The sequence below is a fragment of the Pedobacter sp. genome (assembly GCF_039594775.1).
GTDB lineage: Bacteria > Bacteroidota > Bacteroidia > Sphingobacteriales > Sphingobacteriaceae > Pedobacter.
This window is the reverse complement of the sequence record NZ_JBCNMT010000002.1, coordinates 169,952-188,082: the sequence shown is the minus strand read 5'-3', so window position 1 is coordinate 188,082 and position 18,131 is coordinate 169,952. Positions and strand designations below refer to the sequence as shown.

17 protein-coding genes and 5 tRNA genes are annotated in these 18,131 nt (G+C 38.1%); 2 read left to right on the top strand and 20 right to left on the bottom strand.

Annotation, left to right across the window (positions count from 1 at the left end; translation table 11 throughout):
• Nucleotides 1–46: 46 nt before the first annotated feature.
• The 20 genes from rpoB to ABDV71_RS06895 all read right to left on the bottom strand — a co-directional run bounded on the left by rpoB (nucleotide 47) and on the right by ABDV71_RS06895 (nucleotide 15,305).
• Entirely contained in the window at nucleotides 47–3,850 is a 3,804-nt protein-coding gene (gene rpoB, locus ABDV71_RS06990) for a DNA-directed RNA polymerase subunit beta (RefSeq protein ID WP_343531726.1), read from the bottom strand.
• 155 nt (nucleotides 3,851–4,005) lie between these two features.
• A complete protein-coding gene (gene rplL / locus ABDV71_RS06985) occupies nucleotides 4,006–4,383 on the bottom strand; it encodes a 50S ribosomal protein L7/L12 (RefSeq protein WP_113638764.1) in 378 nt (125 codons plus the stop codon).
• Nucleotides 4,384–4,450: 67 nt separating this feature from the next.
• A complete protein-coding gene (gene rplJ / locus ABDV71_RS06980) occupies nucleotides 4,451–4,972 on the bottom strand; it encodes a 50S ribosomal protein L10 (protein WP_113661688.1) in 522 nt (173 codons plus the stop codon).
• 2 nt (nucleotides 4,973–4,974) lie between these two features.
• On the bottom strand, nucleotides 4,975–5,673 hold the full coding sequence (gene rplA, locus ABDV71_RS06975) for a 50S ribosomal protein L1 (RefSeq protein ID WP_113646959.1): 699 nt from the start codon (nucleotides 5,671–5,673) through the stop codon (nucleotides 4,975–4,977).
• A 26-nt stretch (nucleotides 5,674–5,699) separates the two neighbouring features.
• Nucleotides 5,700–6,140 carry a 50S ribosomal protein L11 gene (gene rplK, locus ABDV71_RS06970; protein ID WP_097131876.1) on the bottom strand — a complete coding sequence of 147 codons (441 nt, stop codon included), beginning with the start codon at nucleotides 6,138–6,140 and terminating at the stop codon, nucleotides 5,700–5,702.
• Between the two features lie 146 nt (nucleotides 6,141–6,286).
• On the bottom strand, nucleotides 6,287–6,829 hold the full coding sequence (gene nusG, locus ABDV71_RS06965; RefSeq protein ID WP_343531725.1) for a transcription termination/antitermination protein NusG: 543 nt from the start codon (nucleotides 6,827–6,829) through the stop codon (nucleotides 6,287–6,289).
• A 14-nt stretch (nucleotides 6,830–6,843) separates the two neighbouring features.
• On the bottom strand, nucleotides 6,844–7,035 hold the full coding sequence (gene secE / locus ABDV71_RS06960) for a preprotein translocase subunit SecE (protein ID WP_113646961.1): 192 nt from the start codon (nucleotides 7,033–7,035) through the stop codon (nucleotides 6,844–6,846).
• 109 nt (nucleotides 7,036–7,144) lie between these two features.
• Nucleotides 7,145–7,215, bottom strand: a tRNA-Trp gene (locus tag ABDV71_RS06955).
• 52 nt (nucleotides 7,216–7,267) lie between these two features.
• Nucleotides 7,268–8,455, bottom strand: a complete 1,188-nt coding sequence (gene tuf / locus ABDV71_RS06950; RefSeq protein ID WP_113646962.1) for an elongation factor Tu — start codon at nucleotides 8,453–8,455, stop codon at nucleotides 7,268–7,270.
• A 125-nt stretch (nucleotides 8,456–8,580) separates the two neighbouring features.
• Nucleotides 8,581–8,652, bottom strand: a tRNA-Thr gene (locus ABDV71_RS06945).
• A gap of 57 nt (nucleotides 8,653–8,709) precedes the next feature.
• Nucleotides 8,710–8,782 (bottom strand) — tRNA-Gly (locus ABDV71_RS06940).
• Between the two features lie 75 nt (nucleotides 8,783–8,857).
• Nucleotides 8,858–8,943, bottom strand: a tRNA-Tyr gene (locus ABDV71_RS06935).
• 37 nt (nucleotides 8,944–8,980) lie between these two features.
• Nucleotides 8,981–9,053, bottom strand: a tRNA-Thr gene (locus ABDV71_RS06930).
• Between the two features lie 246 nt (nucleotides 9,054–9,299).
• Complete coding sequence (gene raiA, locus ABDV71_RS06925; protein ID WP_113661698.1) at nucleotides 9,300–9,647, bottom strand: ribosome-associated translation inhibitor RaiA; 348 nt, start codon at nucleotides 9,645–9,647, stop codon at nucleotides 9,300–9,302.
• A gap of 13 nt (nucleotides 9,648–9,660) precedes the next feature.
• Entirely contained in the window at nucleotides 9,661–10,545 is an 885-nt protein-coding gene (locus tag ABDV71_RS06920; protein ID WP_343531724.1) for a tyrosine-type recombinase/integrase, read from the bottom strand.
• Nucleotides 10,546–10,669: 124 nt separating this feature from the next.
• Complete coding sequence (rpsU, locus tag ABDV71_RS06915) at nucleotides 10,670–10,864, bottom strand: 30S ribosomal protein S21 (RefSeq protein WP_113646965.1); 195 nt, start codon at nucleotides 10,862–10,864, stop codon at nucleotides 10,670–10,672.
• Between the two features lie 178 nt (nucleotides 10,865–11,042).
• Nucleotides 11,043–11,954: a hypothetical protein gene (locus ABDV71_RS06910; protein WP_343531722.1), complete on the bottom strand. Its 912-nt coding sequence runs from the start codon at nucleotides 11,952–11,954 to the stop codon at nucleotides 11,043–11,045.
• 259 nt (nucleotides 11,955–12,213) lie between these two features.
• Nucleotides 12,214–13,365 carry an acyl-CoA dehydrogenase family protein gene (locus ABDV71_RS06905; RefSeq protein WP_343531721.1) on the bottom strand — a complete coding sequence of 384 codons (1,152 nt, stop codon included), beginning with the start codon at nucleotides 13,363–13,365 and terminating at the stop codon, nucleotides 12,214–12,216.
• Between the two features lie 434 nt (nucleotides 13,366–13,799).
• Nucleotides 13,800–14,327: an adenine phosphoribosyltransferase gene (locus tag ABDV71_RS06900; protein WP_343531720.1), complete on the bottom strand. Its 528-nt coding sequence runs from the start codon at nucleotides 14,325–14,327 to the stop codon at nucleotides 13,800–13,802.
• Between the two features lie 81 nt (nucleotides 14,328–14,408).
• Complete coding sequence (locus tag ABDV71_RS06895) at nucleotides 14,409–15,305, bottom strand: helix-hairpin-helix domain-containing protein (protein WP_343531719.1); 897 nt, start codon at nucleotides 15,303–15,305, stop codon at nucleotides 14,409–14,411.
• A 159-nt stretch (nucleotides 15,306–15,464) separates the two neighbouring features.
• Here ABDV71_RS06895 and ABDV71_RS06890 point away from each other — a divergent pair, with 159 nt between their 5' ends.
• Both ABDV71_RS06890 and ABDV71_RS06885 read left to right on the top strand, forming a co-directional pair.
• Nucleotides 15,465–17,216 (top strand): GNAT family N-acyltransferase, encoded by a 1,752-nt coding sequence (locus ABDV71_RS06890; RefSeq protein ID WP_343531718.1) that lies wholly within the window; start codon nucleotides 15,465–15,467, stop codon nucleotides 17,214–17,216.
• A 307-nt stretch (nucleotides 17,217–17,523) separates the two neighbouring features.
• The gene (locus ABDV71_RS06885; RefSeq protein WP_343531717.1) at nucleotides 17,524–17,991 is read left to right on the top strand and encodes an acyl-CoA thioesterase; all 468 of its coding nucleotides are present in this window, start codon (nucleotides 17,524–17,526) and stop codon (nucleotides 17,989–17,991) included.
• The last annotated feature ends 140 nt before the right edge of the window (nucleotides 17,992–18,131 follow it).

The window sequence follows — 18,131 nt, the reverse complement described above, 5'->3', positions numbered from 1 at the left end:
GTAAATAACAGACGCCATTCACTCATTCACTCATTCTTTCATTCTATTAGTCTAACGTAATATCTAAACCTAAGCCGCGTAGCTCGTGTACCAATACATTGAACGATTCTGGTACGCCTGGAGTTGGTAGGTTTTCGCCTTTAACAATGGCTTCGTAGGTTTTAGCTCTTCCAATAACATCATCCGACTTAACGGTTAAGATCTCTTGAAGGATATTAGCAGCACCGAATGCCTCTAATGCCCAAACCTCCATCTCACCAAAACGTTGACCACCAAACTGAGCTTTACCACCCAATGGTTGTTGTGTAATTAATGAGTATGGTCCAATTGAACGGGCGTGCATCTTATCATCAACCATGTGACCTAATTTCAGCATGTAGATAATACCTACTGTAGTTGGTTGGTCAAATTTCTCACCTGTTAAACCATTGTTTAAGTAAGTTCTACCAGAAGCTGGCAAACCTGCTTTAGCAATCCAATCTTCCACCTCATCGCTCTTAGCACCGTCAAAAATTGGAGTAGCAAATTTAACACCCAATTCTTTACCAGCCCAAGCCAATACGGTTTCATAGATCTGACCCAAGTTCATACGTGAAGGTACACCTAGAGGGTTCAACACGATATCAACTGGAGTTCCGTCATTTAAGAAAGGCATATCTTCATCACGTACAATACGTGCTACAATACCTTTGTTACCGTGACGACCCGCCATCTTATCACCTACTTTTAGTTTACGTTTTTTAGCTACATAAACCTTAGCCATCTGAACAATTCCTGATGGAAGCTCATCACCAACGCTGATTGCAAATTTATCACGTTTGTAAGCACCTAGTTCTTCGTTTACACGGATACCATAGTTGTGCAACAACATTTTAATTTGCTCGTTTTTATCATCGTCAGTAGTCCATTTGTATGGATTGATATGAGCATATTCTAAGTCCATCAACATTTTTTGCGTAAACTTAGCGCCTTTAGCAATCAAAAGCTCTCTGTATACGTTAAATACGCCTTGTGAAGTTTTACCATTCACAATTTGGAATAACTTGTCAACCAATTCGTTTTTCAAGTTCTCCATAGCAAGGTTGTATCTCTTGTCTAATTTCTCGATTGCTGATTTCTCTTCTGCTTTAGAAGTTTTCTTAGCTCTTGAGAATAGTTTAGTATCAATAACTACACCTTTGATTGATGGAGGAGTTTTTAACGAAGCATCCTTAACATCACCAGCTTTGTCACCAAAGATGGCACGTAATAATTTCTCTTCTGGTGAAGGATCCGACTCTCCTTTTGGTGTAATTTTACCAATAAGGATATCACCTTCTTTAACTTCAGCTCCAATACGGATGATACCGTTTTCATCAAGGTCTTTAGTAGCCTCTTCGGAAACGTTCGGGATATCTGGAGTTAACTCCTCTTCACCACGTTTAGTATCACGTACCTCAAGTTCAAACTCTTCGATGTGTAACGAAGTAAAGATATCTTCTCTAACAATACGCTCGTTGATTACGATAGCATCCTCAAAGTTATATCCTTGCCAAGGCATGAAAGCTACTTTTAAGTTTCTTCCTAATGCCAACTCACCATCTTGAGTTGCATAACCTTCGCAAAGTACTTGTCCTTTAGTTACTTTTTGACCTTTCTTAACGATTGGTTTCAAGTTGATACAAGTATTTTGGTTGGTTTTCTTAAACTTGGTTAATTTATAGGTTTTGCTATCTCCTTCGAAAGAAACTAAACGATCGTCATCGTTTCTTTCATATTTGATCACAATTTCGTTAGCATCAACATACTCAACCACACCAGCACCTTCTGCATTGATCAAAGTTCTTGAGTCACGAGCAACGCGACCTTCCAAACCAGTACCTACAATTGGGGCTTCAGGACGTAACAATGGTACGGCCTGACGTTGCATGTTCGATCCCATCAACGCCCTGTTCGCATCATCATGCTCCAAGAAAGGAATTAATGAAGCCGCGATAGACGTAATTTGGTTAGGTGCAATATCCATCAAGTCTAATTTCTCAGGCTCGATAATCGGGAAGTCACCTTCGTAACGTGCTTTAACACGTGGTGTAGCGAAATTACCTTTATCATCATACTGAGCATTAGCTTGAGCGATAGTTTTACCATCCTCATCTTCTGCCGATAAGTAGATTACATCTTCATTCACAGAAACTTTACCATCTACTACCTTTTTGTAAGGAGTTTCGATAAAGCCTAGGCTGTTGATTTTTGCGTGAACACAAAGTGATGAAATCAAACCGATGTTTGGACCCTCTGGAGTTTCGATAGTACACAAACGACCGTAGTGCGTATAGTGAACGTCACGAACCTCGAAACCTGCACGCTCACGAGATAAACCACCTGGACCTAAAGCCGAAAGACGACGCTTGTGCGTAATTTCCGCCAATGGGTTGGTTTGGTCCATGAACTGTGATAGCTGGTTGGTACCAAAGAAAGAGTTGATTACAGATGACAATGTACGAGCATTGATCAAATCTGTTGGGGTAAACACCTCGTTATCGCGGATATTCATACGCTCACGGATAGTTCTAGCCATACGAGCTAAACCTACACCAAATTGTGCGTACAACTGCTCGCCTACCGTACGTACACGACGGTTTGACAAGTGATCGATATCATCCACCTCTTCTTTTGAGTTGATCAATTTGATCAAGTATTTAACAATCGCGATAATATCCGCTTTCGTTAATACCTTCACATCATCAGGAGTATCCATTTTCAACTTACGGTTGATACGGTATCTACCTACATCACCTAAGTCGTAACGTTTATCCGAGAAGAACAAACGCTCAATGATACCTCTTGCTGTCTCCTCATCAGGTGGTTCTGCGTTACGCAAAGCACGATAGATGTTCTCCACAGCCTCTTTTTCAGAGTTTGAAGTATCTTTTTGTAAAGTATTATATATAATGGTATAATCAGCTTGTGATGCCCCGTCATCTTTAGACAAGATGATAGTTTTAACACCAGCATCGATGATTAAATCAATATGCTCGTCTTCTAAAATGGTATCCCTGTCTAAGATAACCTCATTACGGTCAATAGAAACTACCTCACCGGTATCCTCATCCACAAAATCCTCTACCCATTTTCTAAGTACCCTTGCAGCAAGTTTACGTCCGATATATTTCTTTAAACCTGATTTGCTAACTTTTACTTCATCAGCTAAATCGAAAAGCTCTAAGATATCTTTATCAGAATCGTAACCAATAGCACGCAACAACGTAGTTACAGGGAATTTCTTTTTACGATCGATGTAAGCATACATCACGTTATTAACGTCTGTAGCAAACTCGATCCAAGAACCTTTAAACGGAATTACACGGGCAGAATATAACTTGGTACCATTAGTGTGGCGGCTTTGGCCAAAGAACACACCTGGAGACCTGTGTAACTGTGATACAATTACACGCTCTGCACCGTTAATTACAAACGTACCTTTTGGAGTCATATAAGGAATGGTTCCAAGGTATACGTCTTGTATAATGGTTTCAAAATCTTCGTGCTCAGCATCGTTACAAGAAAGCTTCAATTTAGCTTTCAATGGAACGCTGTAAGTTAGCCCACGGTCAATACATTCAGCGATGTCATAACGAGGTGGGTCAATAAAATAATCTAGAAATTCTAAAACAAAGATGTTTCTAGAATCTGTGATTGGGAAGTTTTCAGCAAACACTTTAAACAAACCTTCAGTATGACGGTTGTCTGATGTAGTTTCGATCTGAAAAAATTCTCTAAATGATTGCAACTGCACATCCAGAAAATCTGGATAATCGATAATGTGCTTACTACGTGCAAAATTTACTCTTTGGTCGACTTTATTTGCCAAGGGACTAAATTTAATTTAGTTTAAGAATAAACTATTTTTTGGTTTTAAAAAGAGAACATTTCATAAACCAAACAAAATGAAATGTTTATAAACGGGAATAGACTCCAACTTTACAGTCGGAGTCTTTTCTTTTGAGTTTTGTTAAAATTAAGTGATTACTTAATCTCAACTACAGCTCCAGCTTCTTCTAATTGTTTTTTAAGAGCTTCTGCTTCGTCTTTAGCAACACCAGCTTTTAATTCTTTAGGTGCACCGTCAACTAGATCTTTAGCTTCTTTCAAACCTAAACCAGTTAAGTCTTTAACTAATTTTACAACTGCTAATTTTTGACCACCAGCATCTTTCAAGATTACATCAAAAGATGTTTTCTCTTCAGCTGCAGGAGCATCGCCACCAGCAGCAGGAGCAGCAACAGCTACTGCAGCAGCAGCAGGCTCGATACCATACTCGTCTTTTAAGATTTGAGCTAACTCATTAACTTCTTTAACTGTTAAGTTTACTAATTGCTCAGCAAACGCTTTTAAATCTGCCATTTTATTAAGATTTTAAAAAATTTTACAAAATTGTTGTTTGTTTAAATACGAACTTATAAGGTGTTCGTTAACCTCTTTCTTGTAATGTTTTAACAATACCTGCAATTTTACCTCCGCCTGATTGTAGAGCAGAAACAACATTTTTAGCTGGTGATTGTAATAGACCAATGATTTCGCCAATAAGCTCTTCTCTTGATTTAAGGCTTACTAGTGCATCTAATTGGTTATCGCCAACGAAGATTGCTGTGTCTACATACGCTGCTTTCAGCACTGGTTTCTCTTCTTTATTTTTTCTTAGGGCTTTGATCAGCTTAGCTGGAGCATTACCTACTTTAGAAAACAATAAAGCCGATTGGCCTTTTAATGCTGGGAAGATATCTGATGAATCGCCTTCTAGTCCCTCGATTGCTTTTTTAATCAAGGTATTTTTAGCAACCTTCATTTCGATACCACTCTCAAAACACTTGCGACGGATGCTATTTACTTTTTCAACAGATAGGCTAGAAGTATCGGCAATGTAGAAATTACCATACTCTTGCATTTTCTCCTGTAGTGCTAAAACTACTTCTTGTTTTTCTTCTCTGTTCATAATTAGATCCCCGCTACTGATTTAGTTTCCACTGAAATTCCAGGACTCATTGTAGAAGACACGTGAATGCTTTTGAAATAAGTTCCTTTTGCTGCAGAAGGTTTTAATTTTGAGATCGTTTGAAGTACTTCTAACGCGTTCTCGTATAGTTTCTCCGGAGAGAATGATACTTTACCGATTGAAGCGTGAATGATACCAGTTTTGTCAACTTTAAAATCGATCTTACCACCTTTTACATCAGTTACAGCTTTACCAACTTCGTTAGTTACTGTACCTGATTTCGGGTTTGGCATTAAGTTACGTGGACCTAAAACACGGCCCAACTTACCAACTTTTGCCATACACGCAGGCGTAGTGATAATAATGTCTACATCTGTCCAACCACCTTCAATTTTAGCAACATATTCGTCTAAACCTACGAAATCTGCTCCTGCTGCCTTAGCTTCTTCTTCCTTATCAGGAGTTACCAAAGCTAAAACGCGAACAGTTTTACCGGTACCGTGAGGTAAAGTAGCTATACCACGAACCATTTGATTGGCTTTACGAGGATCTACTCCTAACGCTACATCGATATCAACCGATGCATCGAACTTAGTAGTAGTAATCTCTTTAACCAAAGCAGATGCTTCTTTTAAGGAATAAGACTTACCGGCTTCTAGTTTAGCGTGTGCTATTTTTTGATTTTTTGTTAACTTAGCCACTAGTGTAAACTGTTAATGTTAAATAATTAGTTAAAAGGCGCATCACCTGAAACAGTGATACCCATACTACGTGCTGTACCAGCAACCATACTCATTGCTGATTCGATAGTAAATGCGTTTAAATCAGGCATTTTATCTTCAGCAATTGCCTTAACTTGATCCCAAGTCACCGATCCAACTTTTTTACGGTTAGGCTCAGCAGAACCACTCTGTAATTTAGTAGCATCCAATAATTGGATAGCAACCGGAGGGGTTTTGATGATGAAATCGAAAGACTTGTCAGCATATACAGTAATTACAACTGGTAAAACTTTACCTGGCTTATCTTGGGTACGAGCATTGAATTGTTTACAAAACTCCATGATGTTCACACCTTTAGCACCTAATGCAGGTCCTACCGGTGGCGATGGGTTTGCAGCTCCGCCCTTGATCTGTAATTTGATCATCGCACTGACTTCTTTTGCCATTTTTTGTTTTTGTTTAATTAAAACTCAATGTTAAATTTTGGAAGCAATGTAACATTTAAGACCCCTTTGAATGTATTATAACGCAAAAAGGACTGCAAAGATATAAATTATCTTGCAGTCCTACAATACTTTTATAAAATTTTTTATTATTCTTTTTCTACTTGCATGTAGTTAAGTTCAAGAGGTGTTTTACGTCCGAAGATTTTAACCATTACTTTTAGTTTTTTCTTCTCTTCATTTACTTCCTCTATCACACCTGTAAATCCATTAAAAGGACCATCCATTACTTTTACATTTTCACCAACGTAGTAAGCAACATTCATAGTTTCGCTTTGTTGACTCATCTCATCAACCTTACCTAAAATACGGTTAACTTCTGCCTGTCTCATTGGAATTGGATTACCAGCTTTATCACCTAAAAATCCAATTACACTATTGATTCCTTTAATGATATGTTCCAACTCACCGTCCAAAGCCGCTTCCATCAAAACATAGCCTGGGTAATAGTTACGCTCTTTGGCAATCTTTTTACCATCTTTCATTTGATAGTACTTTTCCGTAGGGATAAGTACTTGCGGAACTAGATGAGAAACTCCTAAACGGCTAATCTCAGAATCGATATACTGTTTTACTTTCTTCTCTTTACCACTTACCGCCCTAACAACGTACCATTTTAGCTGATCGTTCATCTAATAATCTAATTTTAAAGTGAATTGTAAAAAGTTTCAAGAACAAAATTAGCTCCTTTATCCATAGCTAAAATCACTAGGGAAATAATTGCAGATGCTACAAGCACCAACACTGCCGAATTTTGCAAATCACCCCAAGTAGGCCAAGTTACCTTTTGGGTCATTTCTTCGTACGATTCTTTTATAAACTGAACTAACTTAGCCATATTTTAATTTTGTTGAAGGTGTGAATGACTAAATGAGTGAATGATAATATCTGAAAGTTTTCTTCCAAATTCAATCATTCACTCATTCAAATTCTCAATCATTATTTAGCACGGGAACAAGGATTCGAACCCTGATCAAAGGTTTTGGAGACCTCTATTCTACCATTGAACTATTCCCGTGGATGGAAAAGAGCTAGCCTAAACTAGCTCTTTTCTATATTGTGCTTAATAATTAAGCTAAGATTTCAGTTACCTGACCAGCACCTACTGTTCTACCACCTTCACGGATAGCGAAACGTAGACCTTTTTCCATTGCGATAGCGTTGATCAACTTAACAGTGATGGTAACGTTATCACCTGGCATAACCATTTCAGTACCTTCAGCTAATGAAATTTCACCAGTTACGTCTGTAGTACGGAAATAGAACTGAGGACGGTATTTGTTGAAGAATGGAGTGTGACGACCACCTTCTGCTTTTGACAATACGTAAACCTCTGCTTTGAAATCAGTGTGAGGAGTTACTGAACCTGGTTTACAGATTACCATACCACGACGGATATCAGTTTTCTCAATACCACGTAACAACAAACCTACGTTATCACCAGCTTCACCATAATCTAAGATTTTACGGAACATCTCAACACCAGTTACGGTTGATTTCAAGTTCTCAGCACCCATACCTAGGATCTCAACTGGATCACCAGAGTTGATTACACCACGCTCAATACGACCAGTAGCAACAGTACCACGACCAGTGATTGAGAATACGTCTTCAACAGGCATCAAGAAAGGAAGGTCCGTCAAACGTGGAGGAATTGGGATGTAGTTATCTACAGCTTCCATTAACTCCATGATTTTAGCTACCCATTTAGGATCGCCGTTCAAACCACCTAGAGCAGAACCTTGGATAACTGGAATGTCATCACCTGGGAACTCATAGAATGATAATAATTCGCGAACTTCCATTTCAACAAGCTCTAACAACTCAGGGTCGTCAACCATGTCAACTTTGTTCATGAATACTACAAGCGCAGGTACACCTACTTGACGAGCCAAAAGAATGTGCTCACGAGTTTGAGGCATAGGACCATCAGTTGCAGCTACTACGATGATAGCACCGTCCATTTGAGCAGCACCAGTAACCATGTTTTTCACGTAATCCGCGTGACCTGGACAGTCAACGTGTGCATAGTGACGGTTAGCTGTTGAATACTCAACGTGTGCAGTGTTGATAGTGATACCTCTTTCTTTTTCCTCTGGAGCAGAGTCAATTGAATCGAATGAACGTGCCTCAGATAAACCTGCATCAGCTAACACTTTAGTGATTGCTGCTGTCAAAGTTGTTTTACCGTGGTCAACGTGACCGATTGTACCGATGTTTAAGTGCGGCTTACTGCGGTCAAACTTTTCTTTTGCCATTTTTTTATACTTATTAGTAGGTTAAAATTTTTTATTTAATTATTGCTTTGATACAATTTCAATACAAAAAACCCTGTTCCTTCTGTATTTTCAACAGACTAAACAAAGTTATTTAGTTGTTTTTGAGCCAAAGATGGGACTTGAACCCACGACCTCTTCCTTACCAAGGAAGTGCTCTACCGCTGAGCTACTTCGGCTTTTTAACTTTCAGCTCATTAGTTCATTGGCCATGTTTATACTAATGAACTCCCAAGAGCGGAAGACGAGGTTCGAACTCGCGACCTATAGCTTGGAAGGCTATCGCTCTACCAACTGAGCTACTTCCGCTTTCTGATTTACAATTGAAAAATTTACGAGTTACGATTTAATCTAAAATCGTCAATCTTTCAATCTAAAATCAATTGGTGGGGAGAGAAGGATTCGAACCTTCGAAGTCTTGCGACAACAGAGTTACAGTCTGTCCCATTTGGCCACTCTGGTATCTCCCCCCTTTTACTCCAAAATTGACATCCTGAAATAAAAAAGAGCCTCCTATCGGAATCGAACCAATGACCTACTGATTACAAGTCAGTTGCTCTACCAGCTGAGCTAAGGAGGCTTTTATCTTTTTTTTTTAATGTGGCGCAAATATATAAAAATTTGTATTCTTACCTAAATGCATTCACATTTTTTTATTTTTTTTTAATCTCTCACAGAACTAACATTTCTCCTGAGGCTGCTACCCCGTTTCCGAAATGGAATGCAAATATACACGCATTATTGTTAGCTGCAAATATTTTTTCAAAAAAAATTGGCGGGGAATGCCCGCCAATTTCCTACAATTATATTATTGCAAAATATAGTTCTAATAATCAGCCACTTCTCCGTTAGCCAAAATTGTTTTATGTTCACTTAATTTTGCTCGGGTTTTGTCTTTATGCTTAGTAATCTGTTTTTTTAATGATTCGATTGCGAGATCCGTTGCTTCTTCAAATGTTTTGCATTGTTCTTTAGCAAACATTGTCCCCCCAGGCACAATAAGTTTTATTTCGCTTATTTTATTGGCCTCGTCTTCCACATTCTCTAATTTTAGATATACTTCACCACTTATGATCTGATCAAAAAATTGATCCAATTTATCTACTTTTTTCTGAATAAACTCCAATAGCTTCTTGTCTGCATTAAAATGGATAGACTGCACTCTGATTTTCATTTTTCCTCCTTTTTTACGCCCTAGGATGGGCCTGTTTATAAATGGACTTTAATCTTTCAACTGAATTGTGTGTATACACCTGCGTTGCAGCTAAGCTGGCGTGCCCAAGCAATTCCTTAATTGCATTTAAGTCGGCGCCACGATTTAACAGACTGCTTGCAAATGAATGCCTCAATACGTGAGGGCTTTTTTTATCTTGTGTTGATACTAATTTCAAACAACTATTCACAATACGATAGATAAGCTGTGGGTAAGCTTGGCCACCACTATTGGTAACGATTAGATAGGGGCTTTTGTTGTCAAAATTTTGCAATGCTTTTAAGGTGATAAAATCTGCCACCTCTTTCATCAGTGGTCGATGCAAAGGAATGATTCTTTCCTTACTTCTTTTACCCAACACTTTAATGCTCGATTCGTAGGTATTTACGTCCTCATCCTTAAGATTAATCAGTTCTCCCAAACGCATCCCAGTGCCAAACAGAATTTCTACCACCACCTTGTTTCGCTTTCCGGAAAAGGAATCATCGAAGCTCTCTTCACGATCTAATACCTCATCCATTTTCACATCTTCAATAAAAACAGGAAGTTTTTTAGGTGTCTTTAAGGTCTTCACCAATCGGGTAGGATTATCATTGATCACTCCTTCCCTATGTAAAAACTTATAAAAACTTTTTAGAGACGACAGTTTTCTATTGACAGCACTTTCGGCCAATCCTTTTTCAAGTTGAGCCACCATGAAATTCTTAATATTTAAACTATTGGCTTTTGTCAATTGGCCAATCGATTCTTCTTTTAGAAAATCTTCATATTGCAACAAATCCGTACGATAGGACTGTAAGGTGTGTGGCGAATAACGCTTTTCATACTGTAAATAGGTTAGAAAATCGTTGATTGACATATTACATTTGCAGATTGGTTGACGAGTGAATTTAGGAAAAAAACAACATCAAACAAGTTTTTTTGACAAAAAAAATGCCCCCAAAAACTTGGAGGCATTTATATATCTGTATTCCAGACTAGAACTATAATGTTCCTTCTTGATTCAAGCCTTGGATATATCTTGCTTTTTTGATTTCAGTACGGCGAGTTACAGATTTTTTCTCGTATGCTTGACGGCTACGTAGCTCTCTCAACACACCAGTTTTTTCAAATTTCTTCTTAAAACGTTTTAACGCTTTATCTAACGACTCACCATCTTTAATGTTTATAATAATCATAACGTTGAAAATACCTCCTCTCGTTTTTTTAATCCCAGTCTTTTTACTTGGGGACGCAAATGTAGATATTTTATTGGATATGAGAAAGTTTTTTATCTTTTAATTTAAAAAAGATAAAAAGGATGCTTCTAAAAGCATCCTTTTGAACCCTCCAAAAAAAACAGGTATTTGCTTTATCTTAATTGAGGGTGTTTAATACCGCGTCTATCTGTGCTGCTGTTGCTGGCGCAACAGCTACATCAAGATTTAGATTTGCACTTACCGTAAAATTGGCATGGCCAAAATAAACGACATTATTTACGTCGGTAGAAAGGATAATAAGTTTACCTTTCAGACCAATAGGCATAGAATTTTCGTAAGAGCGGTGTTTATTGATAGACAATACAAACGGCAAACCTGCTACAGTTTTTAAATCATCGAAAACCATGTACGCTCTTTGATCTTTAATGCTAGGTACTGCACCCGCGTATACCGGGCTTGCGGTAATGGTTGTTTTTGGGTTAGGGTTGGTATAAAAATAATCGCAGTTAACCCAGCCAAAATTTGGCAAATTAAATTGGTAAAAATCTGTACTAGAAACTACCCTAGCTTTTTGATCTAGTACCCAAGTACTATCCGAAACTCCTACTGGTGCCCATACAAATAAATCCATTGGATCGGTGTTCAACTTGGTAGGTACTTTTACATTTACGGCAACCGCTGGGTTTAGCCTCAACGCCTGTCCGTTTTGACTGGCCAATATTTGGAACTCCCCTCCTGTGATCAATAATTGTCCATTTGACTGGGTTGCTTTTCCCGATAGGACAATATCTTTTTTGCTTAGCACTTCTTTTAAGCTTACCACTACGTTTCCAGCTACTGGGTTTCCGTTATTATCTATAAAGGCATTGGTGGGGAAATCAAATTTCATTCCTTTTGCCCCTGTAATGCTAAATGCTGCGCCGCCTGTTCCGTTGAACTTTTGGGTAGGCACGGTAAACTTGCTATTAAATTCAGCAAGGGTAAGCGTGGTGTCGTCATTTGTTTTGTCTTTTTTGCAGCCAAAAAGAATGCTTACGAATACTAAAGTGATTAAGGTTAAATTTTTCATGATGCTAGTTTTAATATAATGCTTACTCTGTTTATGGCTTTTCTGCTGCCGCCTTTCATAAGCATATCAACTAGCTTTATTTTTTGTTACCTATGTTTTTGAAAAAATATTTATCGGTTTAAAAATTAGCCACAAATGAACAGGTATTGTTTTTATCTAAACGCCCAATAAAGATCTGTGCATCTGTGGATAAAACAAAAAACCGCAGCTTTTGGCTACGGTTTTGTTAATTTTTACTTTGTAGGTAGATGATTAATTCTTATTTCAAGATTTCTCTAGCGATAACTATTTTCTGTATTTCTGAAGTTCCTTCACCAATGGTGCAAAGCTTACTATCCCGATAGAATTTCTCTACGGGGAAATCTTTCGTGTAGCCGTAGCCGCCAAAAATCTGTACGGCTTCGGTAGCACATTTTACAGCTACTTCTGAGGCAAAGTATTTGGCCATGGCTGATTCTTTTGTCATTGGCAAATGACGGTTTTTTAAATCTGCGGCTTGGCGAATCAGCAATTCTGCAGCATCAATTTCGGTAGCCATATCTGCTAACTTAAAGCTAATGGCTTGAAAGCTCGATATGCTTTGACCAAATTGTTGTCTTTCTTTTGAATAAGCTAAAGCGGCTTCGTAAGCTCCCTTGGCAATCCCTAAACTTAGGGCTGCAATGGAAATACGTCCACCATCCAATACTTTCATGGCCTGCTTAAATCCTTCGCCCTCTATACCTAGCAAGTTTTCTTTAGGTACACGGCAGTTTTCGAAAATCATTTCAGTAGTTTCCGATGCACGCATTCCCAATTTATTCTCTTTTTTCCCTGCACTAAAGCCTGGCGTACCTCTTTCAACCACAATGGCCGAAATACCTTTAGAACTGCCTGTTTCTCCTGTACGCACCATCACTACGGCAATGTCCCCAGTTTTTCCGTGAGTAATCCAGTTTTTCGAACCGTTGATTACATATTCCTCGCCATCCAACACTGCGGTAGTGCGCATGCGTAGGGCATCAGAACCTGTATTGGCCTCCGTTAGCCCCCAAGCACCTATCCACTCCGCAGTAGCCAGTTTAGGCAACCACTTTGTTTTTTGCTCTTCGTTGCCAAATGCCATGATATGCCCTGTACACAATGAATTATGTGCCGCAACCGATAGACCGATAGATCCACATACTTTGGCTACCTCTACAATAGCATCTACATATTCTTGGTAACCAAAACCCGAGCCTCCATATTCTTCGGGCACTAAAACACCCATTAAGCCTATTTGACCAAGTTCTTTAAATAGGTCAAGGGGAAAATGCTGAGCTTCGTCCCATTCCATTACATGTTTGCGAATGTTCTTTTCTGCAAAGTCACGCACCATGCTTTTAACCATAGCCCTGTTTTCGGTTTCATTGAAACTGATTCCTATGTCCATATTCGATAGATTTTAAAACAAAAAACTGTTTAAACACCAGCTACTGTAGCTTCGAGCATTTAAACAGTTTTAATTAAATTTATATTTGGTTGAGAGCAATGTTAAACAAATTAAATTATACTTTCAAAGTCTTTTCCACTACTTTCTGATAGAATGATTTGGTATGTGGTTCAATTACTTAGCAAGCGATAGCATCGGCTTAAGAAATCGCCATTATTATTGACGGAAAGTTTTTTTGAGTTTTTTTAAAGTGTTTAAGTTTTGGCCACGCTTTAGCTGTTTGTATGATACTCGCTGTCATTCCTAGCATATGGAGGAATCTTATCATATACTTGAGATCCTTCGTTGCACTCAGGATGACAAAATGCATAACAGAACGGCTAAGCAAGCTCCCCCACTAAAAAACCAATCATCCAAAAAACTAACCAACAATTTTAATAATCTGCTAGGGAGAAAATATGCTCACTGAACGTTTTCAATCGTTCTTTTCCGTTCAGAAAATCCAGGTTAATGAGAAAAGAATAACCCGCTACTTGGGCACCCAATTTTTGCACCAATGCCGATGCAGCTACTACAGTTCCCCCGGTAGCCAATAAGTCATCATGAATCAGTACTTTTTGGTCCAACCCAAAAGCATCCTCATGAACTTCGAGCGTAGCACTGCCGTATTCTAAGTCGTAAGATTGCTGGATAGTTTTATAAGGCAGTTTTCCTGCTTTTCTAATAGGTACAAAGGGTACTCCTAACTGTTGGGCCAATGCCAAACCAAATAAAAAACCCCTACTTTCTATTCCTGCCACCACATCTATTTGCAAATTAACTAGTTGTTGCGCCAACGCTTTGGTAATTTCATGGCACAAAGCTGGATTTTTTAGAATAGGTGTAATGTCTTTAAAAATAATTCCCGGTTTTGGGAAATCAGGAACATCTCTAATGACTTGTTTGATTTGGTCTTGTATCATTTTGAAAGTGGAATGTTATGTTGTGGGTTAAAGGTCAAAATTAAAAAAATAGAGACACTAAGTTTTCATCTATCTAAAATATTAAAAACTCAGATAAGGGGCCATTTTTTCTATGGTTTCAGGCCTTAAGATGAGTACTTTATTTAAATCAGCAATGCTTTTATAAGGCCCATGCTGCTTTCTATATTGTATTATTGCATTCATTTGTTTAAAGCTGAGATAGGGATACCTTTTAAAATCTTCAAATTCCACGGTATTAATGTTTAGCTTACGTATAGCTCCTACATCTATTTTAATTTGATCTTTTATTTCATCGAATTTTGGAGTATCAATACCAAATACTTCAAAAAGTTGCTCTTTGCTATAAAAACCTCCCAAGCGTTCTCTATATCTTATAATTCTTTTGGCAAAGGCTATTCCCACTCCCCTAATTTTATCCAACTCTAAAGTATCTGCCGTATTTATTTCTACCATCACAAGTTCCTTTTTAGTATAAATAGGCATTGTTTTCTTTTCAAAAGGCTTACTTTCCGAAAGTACTACATAGGGTAACAATGCTTCATATTTCTCAGGAGAAATAGTGTACATCTTTTTTAAATCTTCAGGTTTATAGAACCTCCCTCCTTTTTTTACATAATTAACGATGGCCATGGCTTGCTTATAGGAAAGTCCAAATTGCTGCCACTTTTTTTCATCAACCAAATTTGGATCGAAGGTTTCATAATATACCGGAAGTTGATCGGAAGTGTCTTCAATTTCGTTACGAGTATTTTTATCATAACGTTTTGCATAGCGGTCTACCATTTCCAATTGCTGTAAGGCTAGTGCTTCATTTGGATCAATGCTAGCTGGCTTCAAAAAATAAAGCCTATAAATAGAAGGCGCAAGCGTTGCCACCAATATCAGCAGCAATAGTACAAACAAACCATTCAGGTTTCGTTTACTAAATCCATAGTGATTAATCAGCCATTTTTTCATCGTTTATTAATTATATTTAACGTTGATGAAAGGCATCCAGATTTCGTATGAGCTCAAAGAAATGAAGGAAAATCAAGATGTTTTCATAGTTTAGGTGTTTAAGCTAAATATAAATCTTATTTTTGACATTGCTTTATACTTTATCCTCATTATCTATACATGAAGATTATTACTACTAAAGAATTTGCGCAAGCAACAAAGATTGATAAGTTAGGTGTTCCCGGGCTTGCGGCACTGTTAATGGAAGTGATGAAACTTAACGACATTAACAAAGTTTTTTCTAAAAACCAACATTTTGAAGGCTTAGAATTTGTAGACAAGATATTGGAAACCATTGGCGTTTCTATTGACTTTGATGAGGATGACCTCAAAAATATCCCTAAAACCGGAGGCTTTATAGCCATTGCCAACCACCCTTATGGTGGCGTTGAGGGCCTAGCCTTGGTAAAGCTACTTTGCACCGTTAGGCCCGAGGCCAAGGTAATGGTGAACTTCATCCTCAAAAAAATCCCTAACCTGAGCGAGTTTTTTGTGGCGGTTAACCCTTTTGAGAATGTGCAGCACTCTTCTAGCATCAGCGGACTAAAAAGCACTTTCGATCTTTTACAGAGCGGTACTCCTATTGGTATTTTCCCTGCCGGCGAGGTGTCGACCTTTAACCTGGAGAAACAGGAAATTACCGATAGGCTTTGGCACCCTGTAGTGGGCAAACTGGTGGCTAAATCGAAACTACCTGTTGTGCCCATTTATTTCCATGGCAACAATGGTATTTTGTTCAACATCCTTAGTTTTATTCACCCTACTCTAAGAACCGCCAAATTGCCTTCTGAGTTTTTGAACAAGCAAGGTCTTAAAATTCAGGTAAGAATTGGTAAACCTATTAAAATCGAAGATATCTCTTACAACAGAGACACCAATAAGCTATTGGACTTTTTAAGGGCTAGAACTTACGCCCTAGGTACCAGCATTGAACAGGAAAGAAAGCTTTTCAATCCTATCAACCTATTTAAGATCAAGAAAAAACCAGCCGAGATTGTAGAGGAAACCGAGAAAGACCTAATGGTAAAGGAGGTGGAAACCTTAACCGAATATCGAGTTTGGGAAGAAAAAAACTACGAGGTATATATTGTACCTACCACTAGTATCCCTAACATTTTAAGAGAAATTGGCCGTTTACGCGAAATTACCTTTAGGGAGGTGGGCGAAGGCACCAACAAGAAAATTGACCTCGACAATTACGATATTTACTATAACCACCTTTTCATTTGGGACAAAGAAGCGCAAATGATTGTAGGTGCTTATCGTATTGGCAAAGGCGATGAGATTTTGAACACCATGGGCAAACGTGGTTTCTATATTTCAGAGCTCTTTAAGATCAAGGAACCTTTTTACCCTGTATTAAGACAAGGTATTGAATTGGGCCGTTCGTGGATCAGAAAAGAGTATCAGCAAAAACCTCTACCCTTGTTTTTGCTATGGAAAGGCATTCTGAAATATTTGATTTTAAATCCGCAGTACCGATATATGTTTGGTCCGGTAAGTATCAGCAACAATTTTTCTAAGTTCAGTAAATCGCTGATTGTTGATTTCATTACCAAAAACCATTTTGATTACGAAATGGCCCATTATGTAAAGCCTAGAAATAAGTTCAAAGCTGACCTTACTCCTATCAATACTGACCTTTTGATTGAACAAAGTGAAAGTCTAAAGGATCTGGACAGTTTAATTGGTGATATCGAAAGCAGTCATATCAAAATTCCGGTGCTGTTGCGCCAGTACATGAACTTAAATGCCAAAATCATCTGTTTTAATATTGACCCTAAATTTTCGGATTGTTTGGATGGTTTCCTTGTAGTAGACACCCAAAAGATCCCTGCAGAAATGCTGGAAAAGATTGGAAAGAACTTTTAACCCCTAAATCCCCTAAAAGGGGACTTATTATCCTACAACTCCCTTTTAGGGGTTGTGTATAAATAGCAAAAGCCTCGACATCCATCGGGGCTTTTTGCGATCAACTAACCTAAACTGTATGATAAATACTAACCAAATATTTAACGTCACAAATGTAGGGCGGCTATGTTAAGTCCTTGTAAAAACAAGGTTATTTTATATTCACTTAATAAAGAAAAGTTTGTTGATCATGTCCAACCACAACAGGAAAACATCAGTAACTAGTTCGTATATTATAGGATAAGTGTGATGAAATAGCCATCTTTATATGATGAATCACAAAACAACCTTTCAGTTTATTTCTGAGCCTGCCGATGTAAATTATGGCGGCAATGTACATGGTGGCAGTGTAATGAAATGGATTGACCAAGCTGGATATGCCTGTGCTAGCTCTTGGAGTTCCAATTATTGCGTAACGGTATATGTAGGCGGCATCAGATTTTACTCGCCTATTAAGATAGGACATATTGTAAAGGTGGAAGCGCAGGTTATTTATACGGGATCAACCAGTATGCATATTGCCATCAACGTATTTTCTAGAAACATAAAACGGCAAGAATTTGAAAAGAAAACGCATTGTATCATCGTATTTGTAGCTGTTGATGATGAAGGGGCGCCCGTAAAAGTGCCTAAATTTAATGCGGCAACCGAAGACGAAAAACAGATGGAACAATATGCCATTAAGTTAATGGATCTGCGCAAGCAAATTGAAACCGAAATGCAACCGTTTTTGTAATGCCTCGAACAGGCGATTGGTGATCACACCAACCATAAGATAAGGATAAAATAAACGTCACCAACGGAGGATTGCTATGTTAAGTCTTTTTAAAACCTAGGTTATTTTATATTGACTTAACAGAAAAAATCAAATTCGGG

Bases quoted from the DNA above. Each gene is read 5' to 3' on its own strand.
- rplL (WP_113638764.1), bottom strand. From the start codon at position 4,383: ATGGCAGATTTAAAAGCGTTTGCTGAGCAATTAGTAAACTTAACAGTT.
- rplJ (WP_113661688.1), bottom strand. From the start codon at position 4,972: ATGAACAGAGAAGAAAAACAAGAAGTAGTTTTAGCACTACAGGAGAAA.
- rplK (WP_097131876.1), bottom strand. From the start codon at position 6,140: ATGGCAAAAGAAGTCAGTGCGATGATCAAATTACAGATCAAGGGCGGA.
- nusG (WP_343531725.1), bottom strand. From the start codon at position 6,829: ATGAACGATCAGCTAAAATGGTACGTTGTTAGGGCGGTAAGTGGTAAA.
- secE (WP_113646961.1), bottom strand. From the start codon at position 7,035: ATGGCTAAGTTAGTTCAGTTTATAAAAGAATCGTACGAAGAAATGACC.
- tuf (WP_113646962.1), bottom strand. From the start codon at position 8,455: ATGGCAAAAGAAAAGTTTGACCGCAGTAAGCCGCACTTAAACATCGGT.
- raiA (WP_113661698.1), bottom strand. From the start codon at position 9,647: ATGAAAATCAGAGTGCAGTCTATCCATTTTAATGCAGACAAGAAGCTA.
- ABDV71_RS06920 (WP_343531724.1), bottom strand. From the start codon at position 10,545: ATGTCAATCAACGATTTTCTAACCTATTTACAGTATGAAAAGCGTTAT.
- rpsU (WP_113646965.1), bottom strand. From the start codon at position 10,864: ATGATTATTATAAACATTAAAGATGGTGAGTCGTTAGATAAAGCGTTA.
- ABDV71_RS06910 (WP_343531722.1), bottom strand. From the start codon at position 11,954: ATGAAAAATTTAACCTTAATCACTTTAGTATTCGTAAGCATTCTTTTT.
- ABDV71_RS06905 (WP_343531721.1), bottom strand. From the start codon at position 13,365: ATGGACATAGGAATCAGTTTCAATGAAACCGAAAACAGGGCTATGGTT.
- ABDV71_RS06900 (WP_343531720.1), bottom strand. From the start codon at position 14,327: ATGATACAAGACCAAATCAAACAAGTCATTAGAGATGTTCCTGATTTC.
- ABDV71_RS06895 (WP_343531719.1), bottom strand. From the start codon at position 15,305: ATGAAAAAATGGCTGATTAATCACTATGGATTTAGTAAACGAAACCTG.
- ABDV71_RS06890 (WP_343531718.1), top strand. From the start codon at position 15,465: ATGAAGATTATTACTACTAAAGAATTTGCGCAAGCAACAAAGATTGAT.
- ABDV71_RS06885 (WP_343531717.1), top strand. From the start codon at position 17,524: ATGATGAATCACAAAACAACCTTTCAGTTTATTTCTGAGCCTGCCGAT.